The following is a 14,078-nucleotide window of genomic DNA, read 5'->3' as shown; positions in this document are numbered from 1 at the left end:
ATGAAAAAATGGTTAACAATTTTAATTGGATATATCTCAATTACACTTAGTTATGCAGAGACAACTGATTTAACTTTTAAGGTAGATTTAGCTAATAAAACGATTAAATCATCAAGGGGATTGATTAACAACATTGACTTTACAAATAATTTGATCGCTAACAATAAATTAAATTTTAATGTTAGTGGAATTGATTTAACTGGAGCGATAGGAAAAACATTAACTGGTAACTTCACTTACTATTGTGGCTATTTGAACTACTACTGTAACAGAGATAATGTAAACTATATTGTATCGCCTTTTACTTTACAGTGCACTAATAGTATTAGCTTGAAAGGCTCTGTTACTGTGGCAGGGGATAGAAATAATTTCCATCTTAACAATTCCTCCATTCCTTCATCAACAAGCAGTCCTTTTCGTTTTAATATCAAATCTTCTGATAGATATCATATTAGGCAGTTGAGTTTCACATTTGATAGCATTAATCTTGCTGATACAATTGGTATTTCAAATTGTACAGGTAGTGTTAATATACAGGGGGTATATTGGCTTACTCAATATGATCCAAAAACACCGCGGTCAATAAGAAATGATATAGATATTCCCATTAATAATAACTTGAATATAACACTTAACTTTGATCCTTATATCAAACTAACAGGACAAGCAAATTACCAAGCCACACTAACTAAGAATAATCATTTTGGTAATGATTATGGCGCAATAGTAACCATTCCCTATGCTACCAATGCAAATAATATTAAAGTAAAACTTAAAAGCTGTACACAATCGAATAGTGCTTGTGTTTTACAAGATGAAAGAGATGGAAGTAACACAATTCCGTTTCAGTTAAAAATAAATCAACAATTGGTTACAACAATCGGACAAGAACAACCTATTGCTATAACACAACAGTCCAATGAGATTAACGTTAATTTAAGTGCAGATGAAAATACAGTCAAACACGCAAAACCGGGCACTTATAAGAGTAAGGTTATCCTTTTGTTAACGGCATCTTTTAATTAGAGAAGGAATAGTTATGTTAAAATTTTTGTCCTCCTTACTACTTGCTTTATATAGTGTGATCAGCTTTGCCTCAAGTACCGGAGAAAATGTCGAGGTTGAAATTGACGCCACCCTTGTGGTAAAGCCTTGGTTTTCTATTGAGGTTAATGCTAATGATCATAATATCGTATTTAGGAATGACGTTAGTTCGGTGCTCTCAGGCATAACAGGGATTAATAATAATCATGATTATATATATGCAGGGAAATCTCAAGAAGTAGGATTCTTGAGTAACATTGCTAACCCACAGTACACAATAAAATGTAATAAAGGCATGATGACATTAAGTGGTTCTACAACTTCACAACAAATTATCCCAGAAAGTTATCTTTGTATAAATGGCACGGCACAAGCATTAGGTACTGCACCTGTACGCCTCCCCCCTCAAGTACCAAACCAAAAGTTTAATCTCTTGCTTTTGGTCAAGCAAAAAAGCGGCACTGCGTATCCACAGGGTCAATATCGTGGTCAACTTATTTGCACAGTTTCGGTTAATTTTTAGTCCTAATTTAGGTGAAAGTAATGATAAGACAAGTAACAACTTTTTTAATGGGTTTACTGGTAACACTTTCTTGTTTTGCCACAACACCTACACCACAAAACCTTCAGTTTGACTTACAGCTTGATATAACTAACAGCCCAACAGTCAAACTTGATATGCTAAATACAAATTTGACAGTCCCACAACTTAAGCTTGATAAAAATAATCGTCTTCCAAGATTTGAGTCTGACAAACTATCAGGAAAGGTCAATTGGGATAATACTGATAAGCTTACAGCTTCACTTCAATGTAATAATAAAGATCAACAAGGAAATTGTATTCTATCTGCTGTAAATACAGGTGGGGCGTGCCCTGCATGTACTATCCAATATAAAATGTGTATAGAGGTCAATTTACAACAACCAATATGTGAAAATGATGGTGTTGGTCGTGATATCACAATTAGTCAGAATAAAGGTATTATAGGTTTTGAGGTTTATATCAAAGGTGATGGGAATGACTCTATTATACCAAGCAATCAGAATGAAAAGTTTAATGGAAGTTTTAGCATAACCTTTACTGCCTCTTTTTAATTTTTTAAAGTGATCTATGTTTTGTATAATTTATGATCATCAAATTGCATCGATATATTAAAAATAAAATATAGAAACCTTAAATTTTAATCGTGCGGAAATATATTTTTAAGTAAATTCTTATTCAATTAATCAACCAACAATAATAAGGAGTTAATCACATGACAATAAAATGTATAAAACAAAGCCTTGAAACTAAAAAGGAGAAAAATCAATTGAAATATTCTATAAAAACCTCGTTTATTTGTTTGCTAGCAGGGCTGGTAGGTGTTACCAATGTAAGCTATGCGGAAAATATAACTGACAATACAGATATCCAGATCCCAACAAATTATACGTTGCATAATACAGCGTTAGATCGCGATCTTGATAAAAAAATAACACAAGAGTCTTACCATAAGAACACATTGGATAACTTATTATCAAGCGATAAAGGCTTTTTATGGTTAAGGTCAACAGAAGGAAAAAACTGGCTAACAAGTCACGTTGGACAAAACTGGTTTCGATCAGACTCGTCTATTGTAAATGAGTGGCTTAATACTGAAGATGCAAAAAGCTGGGCATTAACTCCTGAAGGAGAAAAAACACTCTTTTTAAAAGTCCAGTCTCTTTCAGACAACAAAGAATTGACCTATCACAATCGTCTTGAATGGCCAAGTTTTACAAATATTGGTGTACATGCAGTAGTTATAGGCGCAGGCATAGTCGGTTACAAAAACGTAGCAAACAGAGCTGTCACTACAACAGCTCTAGCTATTGTTGGGCTGGCAACTGCAAATATAGGGCAATGGGCTATTAACTCTTCTACCAGTTTTCAATCTCCTTTAGATAAAGTATTAATTACCAAAGCAGGGCAAGCTTGGCTGTATACAGAATCAGGTGTTCAATGGCTATTAAGTCCTAGCGGTCTTAAATGGTTAGAATCTTCAGAAGGGCAAGACAGGCTTAGCTTTTTGGAAGGAAATAAAAATGGCCATAGTATTGCAAGGGATATTATTCATAGCAAAAACCTTAATGCAATCGATCAAGTAGCAAAAAAAATGGAAAAAGTGTTACTTGAAAAGGTCAAAAATGCAAATACGATAGCAGGGTATTGGTATGCTTCTGATTTAGATCAATTCTTATCATCTTATTTAGGTGGTTTATGGCTAGCTAGTGATACAGGTATAGAGTGGCTAAAAAGTTATGAAGGTAAAGAATGGCAAGTTAATGAGCAAGGTAAAATGCGTAAAGTTTTTATCAATTGGCTCAATACAAATGCAGGCTTACAATCGATTAAAAATGAAAGTATCTTGCAAGATTTTATCCTTGGTTATGTGAATATAATGGATAATAGCGATTTATGGTATTCTAGTTCAGAATTTTCTCAGTTTATAGCCTCAAAAGCAGGTGGTGTATGGCTAGCAACAGAAGTAGGTCAACAATGGATGAAAACAAGTAAATGGGGAGAATGGCTAACCCAGAATGCTTATAATACGTGGCTATGGGAAAACACTGCTATAACATGGCTTAATAGCAGTGCTGCTAAAGAATGGGTGCAAAAGGATGCTGGCAAAAAACAATTTCAAGATTTGTTGAACAGTAAAGGGTGTGGACAAGAAGATAATCGTCACTTCATACAGAAAGTTTACAGTTCTGATTGTGTTGTGTTGCAGCGTACTCTAGCAGGAAAAACCTATAATACTCAGCTGCAACAAAGTAAACAGTAAAAAAATACATTTAACATAGGCAATGGATTGCCTATGTTAATGTTCAACAATAACATTTCGTGCATTCTCTACGTCATGCTGTCTGTTTCACATATAAATCAAGATCTTTAAAAACATTCAATAGTTGTTTCATATTTATACTCTTATACAACAAAAACCAGTGATTTTTTATCATTTGGTTTTGATAATCAACTTGTGTTCATAATGAAGTTAACTAACTTGTCCCAGATAGTTTTACAGATTTGCGATGAGTAATAACATATTTTGAATACTATCGGAAAGGAATTGGTTGATTAAACTTAAGGAGTAAATAAATATGGAATTAGAAAATATTACACGACGAAGTAATGTTCAAATCAATAAAACTCAATCAAAAGTGATTTCTAAAAAAATTATCGTTTATCTTCTTGCTGTATTCATAAGTAACGTTAACCTAAGCTATGCACAAACAGAGGAACAACCCAATATTCAAATTGAAAACGAGTTAGAGAACTCTATTAATCTAGAGCAACCAGTGGCTGAAAACGAGCTAAACGTCTCACCTCTAACTCGACAGCACATAGACTCTGAAGATATCAGAACCTCTCAATCTACAAATCCACAACAAGTTACTGAAAATATCATAACCATTCCTTCTATACATTCACAGCAAACGGTTATTGAAGTTGTAATAGCCAATCCTAAAAACTTACAACAAGCTGACATTGAAAATAACCTAAATATTACAAGTCAATTTAATGATCCGTATGAACAAATCATAGATAAAAAATTTTACGACAAAATCCAAAATGCCATTTACCGTGAAGAAAACGTGAGTGAGTTGCTATCAAGTGATCAAGGTTTATTATGGTTAAAGTCAAATAAAGGTAAAACCTGGTTAGCATCAAATGAAGGGAAAAATTGGCTTCAGTCGGATTCATCCATTGTTCGTCAATGGTTGAGCACAGACAATGCACAAGCTTGGGTGCTTAGTCCTCAAGGTGAGCAAGCAATGTTACTTGCAGCAAATTCCCTTTCAGATAACAAAATACTAACCTTAACAAATAATTTTAGCTGGCCCGGCATATCGAGTCTTTTTGCCTATACAACACTAACTGCGATCGTTATTGTTCTTGGTCGCAACATTGATTCCGTGAAGACAGAAGAGACGGTTGCTAATGCCGGAGCCAATAATAACCCAAAGGCGAAAGAACCGCTCCCAGAGAAAAGCACTCCCACTAATGAAAATGGATTTAAATATGTATTAACAATACCTGCTGTACTGACTATTTCTGTTATGGCGGCAAATATCCTTCAAGGTATTGCTTATTCTTTTACCAGTTTTCAATCCCCTATAGATAAACTATTAAGCACGAAAGCAGGAAATACCTGGCTGTATACAGAATCTGGAATTAAATGGTTATTAACGCCATCTGGACTTAAGTGGTTAGAGTTTTCTGAAGGTCAGGATTACTTACATTTTTTCCAAGGAAACAAAAATGGTTATACCATTGCAAAATCTCTTATTCATAAAGAGAATCTCAATCAAGCACATGATATAGCAAACAAAATGGAGAAAGTTTTTCTTCAAAAAGTAGAAAATGCTAATCACATATCTGGCTGGTGGTACGATTCCGACTTAGATCAGTTTTTATCATCTTATGTGGGGGGTGTCTGGTTAGCCACTGAAACTGGAATTAAGTGGCTACAAACTCCACAAGGCAAACTATGGCAATCGGATAGGAATGGTAGAATGAAACCAATTTTCATCAATTGGTTAAATAAAGATGTAGGTTTACAAGCAATAAAGCAAAGTGCGGAATTACAGCGTTTAATTTTTGATTATGTTATCATCATGGATAACCATGACTTCTCAAACTGGTATTTCGATTCAGAGTTTGCTAATTTTCTATCTTCAAAAGCTGGTAGTATCTGGATTACCACAATAGAGGGACAACGATGGATAAAACACTCACGGTGGCAAGAGTGGTTAAAGGATAACCTTAAAAATTCTTGGATATTTAAAAACTATGCAATCAAGTGGTTTGATACTCCTATTGCTGAAATATGGACAAACACGCCAAATGGACAACAACAATTAAAGACAATTATCGGTCAATGGAGTAAGAATGAGCGAAAAGATGGAATATATGTTTCAGACTATAGTACCATCATGCAAACGAAAGTCGGTAAAATGTACAATTATGCAAAAAATGAAACTCCTTAGAAAGGACAACAAATTTGTTATTTGTATACCCTCTAAACAGTCAATTTAATGCCTAGACCAAGCGTTAGCGTGCATTCCGTTTTGTATCCAAAATCTAATTTATTTCATGCTGTCTGACAAAGTAGCAACTGAGAAATAAAAAAAGCCAATATAGCTCATTGATAAACTTAAGATAATAAAACCAATCATCTTCATTTTTGTTACAATTGCTTCAATCTCCGTTTCCAATACACGCTCACTTAATGCAAGTAACCCTTGTTCAATTGCACCTGTATCGGTGTAAATATCCAAAAGCAATGATGTATTGTTGTTAAAAAGGTTAACACTTGCTAAAGCACGTCCAGCAGAAACTCCATCTTGTGACATCATCAATCTAATCTTGCTAATATATTGCTTTAAGTAATGAGAGCAGTTATTTTCAATTAACATAAATGCCATGTTAAAGCTCTTTCCTGAGCTAAGTAATGATGCTAAGGAAATAAGGACACTTGTTGCCTGTATTCTTTTATACTCAGCAAATCCCCATAATTTATCAAACAAATGGTAACGTATATTAAAAGTCCAACGCTTAACAATAATAGGAAGCATAATAAAAAGTACAATAGCAAGCAAAATAATATGCCAAGTATGACCTGTAATATAATCGTTTAACGCAATAAAATCTGCTATGTTTCCTGATAAGTTCTCTTTTGGTAACGATTCCAATAACATCGGAATTACCTTCAATGAACAACCAACAATAACACCAATTAAAACTAATATTGAAATTGTTGGCATAATCATACCGATGGCAATTTTCTTGGCTAACAAGGCAAACTTTTGAGTGAGTGAGCTAGCATAATCAAGCGCATTGATCGGATTATCAAAGTTTGCCTTAATCATCATATGTTCATTTTCTGGAATATAAGGCTTAATCGCTTCATCAAACGTCATACCATCGTATTCAATTTTAGTAATCCAATCTTGTAAAATTGTTGCCAAAACTTTATTGTTAAATGATCGATAATATTGATATTTTTCCTTTAATGCCACCAGTGTTCCATAGATACTCAAGCTGCTGTTACTCATCACCAAAATAATATTTTGATACAATGATGCACGCACACGGTTAGAAAAAAATAGACGTAAAACAAAAACCATTAACATATTGTACTTTTTGGAGGTATCCTGCTTTTTACTTTCACGCACTCCACGCAAGCGTAAAATCATTGATTTTAATGAAGATATTATCATAAAACCCCCTCCAACTGATCTAAGCGACCCATTTTATACTCATAAATAACAGGGCAAAGCAAACCTGATAACACTTTTTCAAAGGCATGGTAGCTAATCGTTTTACCACCATTTTGATGCCATATTTCTCTTGCTTGTTGATGCTTACCTAAATTAATTTTTTCTAATATTTTCTCCGTTGGTGCTAATATTTCAGCCACCACCTCGCGACCAATCGCCGCTTTATGATCACAGTGAATACATCCATCTGGGTTGGCAAAATGCACATCGGCTAACCGATGGTCATCATTACCATAATAGCGATTAATATTTTGCAACCTTTGCAATATCTGACAATCAGGATATATGGATTGATATTTATCATAACTCCAAGCACACCGAGGACATACAATTGGAATAAGGGTTTGGTGAACAATCAGCGATAAAAATTTAGGTGATAATAAAACATCTCTATCAATACCAATTCCCATTAAACGATCAATACATAAAAAAGCATTTTGCGCATGTAATGTTGTTAGCACCTTATGCCCCGATTGCACTGCCTGTTGCAACAATGCCGCAGATGAGCGATCACGAATTTCTCCTGCCATAATAACATCAGGATCAAGCCGCATTGCTGCTTTAAAAGTATGATTAAACTTTTCTAATGTCATCTGACTTGTATCATCTGCCGTTTCATGAACAGGAATTTGGCAAGCACCATCAATAATATACTCAGGAGGTGACTCGATTGTAAGGATTTTTTTCTGTCGACGACTGCGATCAACCATTAATTTCAATACCACTGACAAAGAGGTACTTTTCCCCGAACCAATTTCACCAGAAAAAATAATCACTCCTTCCGGTGCAGTCAAGGCTTTATCTATTAATTCAACTTGTTGAGAGGAATAACCTAATGAATTTATCGTTTGGCTTTGTTTTTTACCCATCGATAATACACGCATAACAACATTATAACCATAAGGATATAAAGGAGTACTTTGGAACCTTAGTCGATATACCATGCCAGCAATATTTTGATCAATTACTGCTTGCTGTGCTTTATTGTATAAATCTAGTTGTTTATCAACTGTACCATAATGTCCTTTGGTGTTATAAATAGCACGAAGCACCTTAAGCATCACATCCGCATCATATTCTTTATGTAAATATACCAAACCATTAATGCGATGCTTTAATTCAACCTTTGTGGCAGTTGCTTCAATATGGATATCTGAGGCATGGTTGTCTACCGCCTCTTTCACAATGTTATAAAATTCACTTAAAATGCCTGTATCAATTTCATCTTCTGATGCTAACGCAATAACATCATCTAACAATAGGGGGGAAACTGGCTGGACAACAATCGGTATATCGCCTTTAACGTAACTCTTTACTTGTTTTTTAATATGTTCATAGCGTGCTTCAGGTACGTCTGTTGAAATAAAGGCTACGATAATCTCTTGACGACCATCTTTGAGTGCCTTAGCAAAAACGTATTGTTCTTTTCTAATCGACTCACTAATTACTTTTTGAATACTAAAGTCTAACTCATTTAGTGAACCAATATGCTTATACGCACCGGTACTTTGTGGCTGATAGATATTGCCGTAAATATCGCCTACTGTTTGATATTTGCTACTCATAAATACTTTTACATCCTAACTAAATTTAGCCAACATCAATCGTCAAGTATCTCTCTTTATCAAGACTTGTAGCATCAAGGAGTATCACTTTATTGGCATTAATTGAAGCGACTTTATAACGACCCTCCAGCATATCACCAACCTTAAGCTCATGTTTTTTGGCATGATACCAAATCACTGCTTCCCAAATGCCATCTTCTTTTGATACTTCAGCAACTTCAATACTATAGTCACCTTGCTTAGCCGAAGCTCCACTTAATGATGCTTTCGATTTGCCAATGGCAGCAAGCTGCCTTTGCAATTTATAACTATCTATCTTTTGCTGCATGGCTTTATTCTCAAGTGCTTGCTGTTCAATCTGTGCATGCAAATGATCTTGCGCTTGAATACTCTTATAATATTCCTGTGTTGAATCAATTGCATACGTTTGCGATGAATTTGTTTGTGTATAAGCCATTGCTACTGCCGAGTTTAGTGCAACAAAAAACAACGCACAGCGTATCATTCTATGCTTCATATACCTCTCCTTTAACAACCCATGATATGGGTGTATTTTGATGATTTTGTATTTCAACACTTACTAAAACAAATGTATTAAGCTCTTTTGCCATTGCTGCTATCGACAAAAGCTCCCGCATTCCCTGACCTAAAATGGTTAATGGGTGTTTGCGAAGCTCATAAGACAACACCTGAGCTTTTGCCAAGTTAAAGTTCATCCCCCTGAGTTTTAGTTCTTCAATAAATTTATCAAAACGATAACGACCTTTGGGTCCCGCACTGTTTAAGTTAAACGTTGATTGATCTTTTGAAGTATTTTTATCAGAAATAAACTTAAAACGAGCACTGGTTATATTATCAGCTATAGCGGTTACTGAGGCTACTTGCAATGATTGAATACTGTTAAATGACGCTTGAGTCAGTGAAACAATATGATCTTTACTAGATAAAACATAAGTAGCATCAACAGTATCCGATACACTAGCATCATAATAAACTTTCTGGATATGCCACTGTAAAATAGAAACAGGCAAATTGCTAATAGCATTAATAAATTTAATAATAAGTGGATATGCATTCTTATTGTTAATTTCACTATTTATTTTGTTAAAAAATTCTTCTTTTTCTTGCTGCTTTTTAATCTTATCTTCTCCTTTTATAGCTGAAAGCTGGGAAGGCGAATCATTAAAAAAATACATGTAACCACCTACCATCAATGATAATAATAAAACTCCATATCCAATCAGCTTACGCCGTGACATAGGAAGACTTTTTTTATTAGCAGTGCCTTTTTTTGGCGCTATCTTTTTAATATTTTTAAGCAATGGCTTAATACAAAATCGTTGTTGATCTGGCACATTAAGAAGCAGTTCAGTTAAAGAGCTTTTTTTAATAGCTGTTCTGTCAATTCCAAAATCTGATTCTATTTTATTGATAAAAAAGGCACTACTATCCTTATCACAATGTAAAACTTGCCTAAATATATTTGATGAAAAAACTTTCTCTAAATATAACAAAAATCTATGCAAAGACCCCTCATCAACGATCATATCCCCTGATAGTTGAATATGGTCGTGTGATTGGTTAACAGTAGAGATCTTAGACTCTATTTCTTTAGTAACGGGAAGTAATGCTGTTGGCAAAACAATGCCATTTTTAATAGAACACAACCAATATTTTCCTGTATATTCGCCACTTTTACTCGTCAAAGGGAAAACATAAATAGCATCTTTTGATAACTCACTTACCACAGCAGCAAGTGATATAGCACCAATTACATCATTTTTGTTTAAAGATAAATCAGGCGACACCCCCGCAGCAATTCCGCGCTTAGTATCGACAAGAAAGCCATCACAATGCATACGCTCAAACTCTTGCATCATTGCACTTTCTGTTTCAAGCATCAGCCACGTCAGTCCTATCAAATAATGGTTATTATTTATATGAATGATCATATTAACTTCTCCATAGCCCCTAACGTATTAAATAAGGCGTTACAACAATAACGGTAATCGTCGAGTTGTTTATAGCTGCTTGTGAACCACCTAACATCCAAGTACTTTTAGGTCCAATGCTATCGGTTTGTGCGTTATCTTTAGTGTCTTCAAAACCAGCCAAAATCACGGTTTGTCCGGACTTTAGCGGCACAGATTGCATAAAACTTTTATTACGTATTGACGGCAATTTAATCGTCTGTGGCTGTGTACTACCATCCACAGGAACTTGTGATTCATCCATACGTACCAAATTCGTTAAATTAACACTTAAATCAACCAGTACTTCATTGCCTTTGACAACAATCGGCAAGACTTTGATTTCATAACCTTCAGTGTATTCACCAGGCGTTACTGATCGTTGCACAGCTCCTGGTCCACTGCCACTTGCCGTGACCACAACATCCACTTTTTTAATATAAGCCGTTGTCGTTGATACTTGAATAGGCACAGGACGACCACTAACCGTATAAAGCGTTGTTCCTGTCACGTGTGTTGTTTTACCAATCGTTTGCAAAGCGTTGATAATTAATTTCGAATCACTCCAAGGTCCTGAAGAAATAGCACCTGTTAGGGTACCATAATTACTAATTCCAGTAATGTTATCGGTTAATGTCGGAGTGTTCCAAGAAATTTTACCACTTGTTGCTTTATATACAGCATCCCAATTAAAACCATAACCAGAAGAATTTTTCTGATCTACATCATAGACATCTAGTCTAATCACTACTTTCTTTCTGGCTGTACGGTTAATTTCTTCTAAATACTGAGATACTTGACGCATTAATAGTGGCGTTGTCTTTACCGTGATTAGGTTAAGTGTCGAGTTTTCATCCACAGTACCCAATTTACCAATAATAGATTTAATAGTTTTAATCACTGCTGCCCAAGGATTGTCATATTCTGCTTGGTTTTCAGTTTGAAGTGATGCAGATTGATTAACCCCTGTATTGGAGTTACTACCGACTTTCGCTGTTGTCTTAATCTTGTCAGTCAAAATATCAACATGGAATGTCTTTGTTTCCATTCTAAAAAATTCAACTGTATTTCTACTTTGATCATACTTCCAAAAAATGCCAAGCTTAAAAGCAAAGTAATCTAAAAATCCGGCAATATTGCCATCATAGTCACAATGAATCATCACATCATGAATATCCGACATCTCATACGCTACCTGCTCTTTTTTTAGCATATCAGACTCTGGCATCGCTAGATGTTCTCGCTGAGAAATATACTCAATAGCACCTTCCGAAAAAACAACCTTAGATTGAGTAATTCGCTGTATTTTTGCTATCAGCGTTTCAAGTGTTACTCCTGTTGCTGTATTGTTATAAGCAAATGACCGTTGAAATATTTCAGGCAAGGCGTTTTGTGCTTGAATATCAATTAAATCTCCTTGAACGTAAGGCTCATCACTAATCGTCACAAAACTCTCTGATTCTGGCTTTTTCAAGTTTGACATCATTGCCTTAGTTTTCTCAATATTCGCATCTGCATTTTCATCAACAGTTTTATATATAGCAGTGCTACAACCAGCCATCGATAGCACCAAGCTACTCAACAGCGACACACGTAATATCTTTTTATTGTTTTTCATTATCCACAACCTTAACTACTTTTGCATGACGACCATGTTTGCAGAATATGATTTTGCTTTAATTAGCAAAACGTTATTTGTCTTTAACTGTGCTTCCAGTGGATGATCAGCATCTTCAAATGCTTTTAGCAAATTGTTTAATGCTCCATTTTTTGCTAACAGTTGTCCCTCAAACTGTGCCGAAGCGGCAAGCTTATAATCAACAGATGCTTCCCATATCACTTTAATACCTTGATAAGAGGCCCATCGTTCAACTGTCTGTTTTAAAGTTTGCCCTTGTTCAGCATAAAATAATTGTCTTGGGCGCATTGCTAGTAAATCAGCTTCTTTTTGTGTTTTAGCAATCGCAACTGTTTTATCGTCTAGATTAATACTTATGGCATAATCATTGTTTTCTTGGCTAAAAATCTGATATACCTGTTTGCTAGAAAACGTCTGATCTAATAAATTGTCAGCCACGATGAGTGCAAAACCATTATATTCATCATCAGAAGAAATCTTAGCCATGCCATGTGTTTTCGTAAGATCAGCATCAGCACAAGCTTTATCTGAAATACAATAAGGATTTAACAGCTTAAAGTGATCATCTACTGCTAATTTATTTGCCACAGCAAGTTGATAAGGCAACATAGCCGTGCATAAAAGTACTGGGAAGCTAATAAAACACTTTAGCTTATAATTAATTTTCTTATTCATATTGTTTTTACCTTCTTGCAATATCGATATAAATAAACTGATTGGAAGCGCTAGGATCGAGTGCATCATTTGAATCAATATCTCTTTCACAACTAAATCTGGTAAGTGTTATACCATGGCTTTTAAATTTTCCTGCGCAAATTGCAAATTGAGATACTGGCGTATTGATTAGGTTTTTCTTTAAAGATGCCACCATTTTTAGAGCGAGTCCTGTGTCCACTTTACCGCCAAGCTTAGGATAAGGCACACGTAATAACACGGATTTCGGTGTTTCATCCTTAGCTAATCCTAGTGGCTGCATAACAATAATGTCACTTTTATTCATGTTAGAAAATGGGAAATTTTCAATACGTTGACTTGCACATTGACACGCCCAACTTTTATCATCACTCCTTGCACGATTATGTTCTACACATGATTCACTGAAAAGCTTTGTCTTCTGATCTAACGGGTGGGTTATTCCACACACTGCAAACAACTTATCTGTATGATAAAACCTCGCTAAACTTATCTCACCATTATACCCGTATTGATCTGACCATTCTTTACTTACATCTTTAACTTGCCGAGCTAGATCACTATGTTTTCTGCTAGATGGGTCCTTTTTACTCTCTTCAAAAAGTTGCATTGGCTCATAAATCGCATCACCAATTGTGTAAGCAATGTGTATAATATTGTTGGCAGCAGTCTCGGCTCTCTCAAGCTGTTGCTTTTTGACCAATTGCATATATTCACTAATTGCAATAAGACCCAAAATTACTAATGATGCCATTAATGAAATTAAGATATAGCCTTGCTCTTTATGCCTTACGCGGACGCAATTTAGTTTTTTTGAGAATATATACATTTGGTTTTTCCTAACTTAAATTTCTATTATTTTTT

Annotated in this window: 12 protein-coding genes; 5 read left to right on the top strand and 7 right to left on the bottom strand. The window is 35.0% G+C overall.

Annotated features, from left to right (window positions below; translation table 11 throughout):
• The 5 genes from M1V25_RS04160 to M1V25_RS04140 all read left to right on the top strand — a co-directional run bounded on the left by M1V25_RS04160 (nucleotide 1) and on the right by M1V25_RS04140 (nucleotide 6,054).
• Complete coding sequence (locus M1V25_RS04160) at nucleotides 1-1,026, top strand: hypothetical protein (RefSeq protein WP_498842521.1); 1,026 nt, start codon at nucleotides 1-3, stop codon at nucleotides 1,024-1,026.
• A gap of 13 nt (nucleotides 1,027-1,039) precedes the next feature.
• Nucleotides 1,040-1,567, top strand: coding sequence for a hypothetical protein (locus M1V25_RS04155; protein WP_498842520.1), 528 nt, complete (start codon nucleotides 1,040-1,042; stop codon nucleotides 1,565-1,567).
• 20 nt (nucleotides 1,568-1,587) lie between these two features.
• Nucleotides 1,588-2,139, top strand: coding sequence for a hypothetical protein (locus tag M1V25_RS04150; RefSeq protein WP_498842519.1), 552 nt, complete (start codon nucleotides 1,588-1,590; stop codon nucleotides 2,137-2,139).
• A gap of 161 nt (nucleotides 2,140-2,300) precedes the next feature.
• Nucleotides 2,301-3,848 (top strand): hypothetical protein, encoded by a 1,548-nt coding sequence (locus tag M1V25_RS04145; RefSeq protein ID WP_498842518.1) that lies wholly within the window; start codon nucleotides 2,301-2,303, stop codon nucleotides 3,846-3,848.
• Nucleotides 3,849-4,164: 316 nt separating this feature from the next.
• Entirely contained in the window at nucleotides 4,165-6,054 is a 1,890-nt protein-coding gene (locus M1V25_RS04140) for a hypothetical protein (RefSeq protein WP_498842517.1), read from the top strand.
• Nucleotides 6,055-6,153: 99 nt separating this feature from the next.
• Here the strand turns inward: M1V25_RS04140 and M1V25_RS04135 are convergent, their stop codons facing one another.
• From M1V25_RS04135 to M1V25_RS04105, 7 genes are read right to left on the bottom strand one after another with little or no spacing between them, the layout of a single operon-like run.
• Complete coding sequence (locus tag M1V25_RS04135; RefSeq protein WP_116963581.1) at nucleotides 6,154-7,287, bottom strand: type II secretion system F family protein; 1,134 nt, start codon at nucleotides 7,285-7,287, stop codon at nucleotides 6,154-6,156.
• Nucleotides 7,284-8,912 carry a GspE/PulE family protein gene (locus M1V25_RS04130; RefSeq protein WP_498842516.1) on the bottom strand — a complete coding sequence of 543 codons (1,629 nt, stop codon included), beginning with the start codon at nucleotides 8,910-8,912 and terminating at the stop codon, nucleotides 7,284-7,286. Before M1V25_RS04130 ends, M1V25_RS04135 begins: the two co-directional genes overlap by 4 nt.
• A 25-nt stretch (nucleotides 8,913-8,937) precedes the next feature.
• Nucleotides 8,938-9,429: a hypothetical protein gene (locus M1V25_RS04125; protein WP_116963579.1), complete on the bottom strand. Its 492-nt coding sequence runs from the start codon at nucleotides 9,427-9,429 to the stop codon at nucleotides 8,938-8,940.
• Entirely contained in the window at nucleotides 9,419-10,864 is a 1,446-nt protein-coding gene (locus M1V25_RS04120; RefSeq protein ID WP_498842515.1) for a hypothetical protein, read from the bottom strand. Before M1V25_RS04120 ends, M1V25_RS04125 begins: the two co-directional genes overlap by 11 nt.
• A 19-nt stretch (nucleotides 10,865-10,883) precedes the next feature.
• Nucleotides 10,884-12,500 carry a secretin GspD/PilQ domain-containing protein gene (locus tag M1V25_RS04115; protein ID WP_498842514.1) on the bottom strand — a complete coding sequence of 539 codons (1,617 nt, stop codon included), beginning with the start codon at nucleotides 12,498-12,500 and terminating at the stop codon, nucleotides 10,884-10,886.
• A 15-nt stretch (nucleotides 12,501-12,515) separates the two neighbouring features.
• A complete protein-coding gene (locus M1V25_RS04110; RefSeq protein WP_498842513.1) occupies nucleotides 12,516-13,196 on the bottom strand; it encodes a TcpQ domain-containing protein in 681 nt (226 codons plus the stop codon).
• A gap of 7 nt (nucleotides 13,197-13,203) precedes the next feature.
• Nucleotides 13,204-14,043 (bottom strand): pilus assembly FimT family protein, encoded by an 840-nt coding sequence (locus M1V25_RS04105; RefSeq protein ID WP_498842512.1) that lies wholly within the window; start codon nucleotides 14,041-14,043, stop codon nucleotides 13,204-13,206.
• Between the last annotated feature and the right edge of the window lie 35 nt (nucleotides 14,044-14,078).

This window comes from Candidatus Nebulibacter yamunensis (genome assembly GCF_024208055.1).
GTDB lineage: Bacteria > Pseudomonadota > Gammaproteobacteria > Francisellales > Francisellaceae > Caedibacter > Caedibacter lacustris.
Note: the sequence above shows the minus strand (reverse complement) of the source record. Positions and strands in the feature narration are given on the sequence as shown.

Coding starts and splice junctions, on each gene's coding strand:
- M1V25_RS04160 (WP_498842521.1), top strand. CDS start 1: ATGAAAAAATGGTTAACAATTTTAATTGGATATATCTCAATTACACTT.
- M1V25_RS04155 (WP_498842520.1), top strand. CDS start 1,040: ATGTTAAAATTTTTGTCCTCCTTACTACTTGCTTTATATAGTGTGATC.
- M1V25_RS04150 (WP_498842519.1), top strand. CDS start 1,588: ATGATAAGACAAGTAACAACTTTTTTAATGGGTTTACTGGTAACACTT.
- M1V25_RS04145 (WP_498842518.1), top strand. CDS start 2,301: ATGACAATAAAATGTATAAAACAAAGCCTTGAAACTAAAAAGGAGAAA.
- M1V25_RS04140 (WP_498842517.1), top strand. CDS start 4,165: ATGGAATTAGAAAATATTACACGACGAAGTAATGTTCAAATCAATAAA.
- M1V25_RS04135 (WP_116963581.1), bottom strand. CDS start 7,287: ATGATAATATCTTCATTAAAATCAATGATTTTACGCTTGCGTGGAGTG.
- M1V25_RS04130 (WP_498842516.1), bottom strand. CDS start 8,912: ATGAGTAGCAAATATCAAACAGTAGGCGATATTTACGGCAATATCTAT.
- M1V25_RS04125 (WP_116963579.1), bottom strand. CDS start 9,429: ATGAAGCATAGAATGATACGCTGTGCGTTGTTTTTTGTTGCACTAAAC.
- M1V25_RS04120 (WP_498842515.1), bottom strand. CDS start 10,864: ATGATCATTCATATAAATAATAACCATTATTTGATAGGACTGACGTGG.
- M1V25_RS04115 (WP_498842514.1), bottom strand. CDS start 12,500: ATGAAAAACAATAAAAAGATATTACGTGTGTCGCTGTTGAGTAGCTTG.
- M1V25_RS04110 (WP_498842513.1), bottom strand. CDS start 13,196: ATGAATAAGAAAATTAATTATAAGCTAAAGTGTTTTATTAGCTTCCCA.
- M1V25_RS04105 (WP_498842512.1), bottom strand. CDS start 14,043: ATGTATATATTCTCAAAAAAACTAAATTGCGTCCGCGTAAGGCATAAA.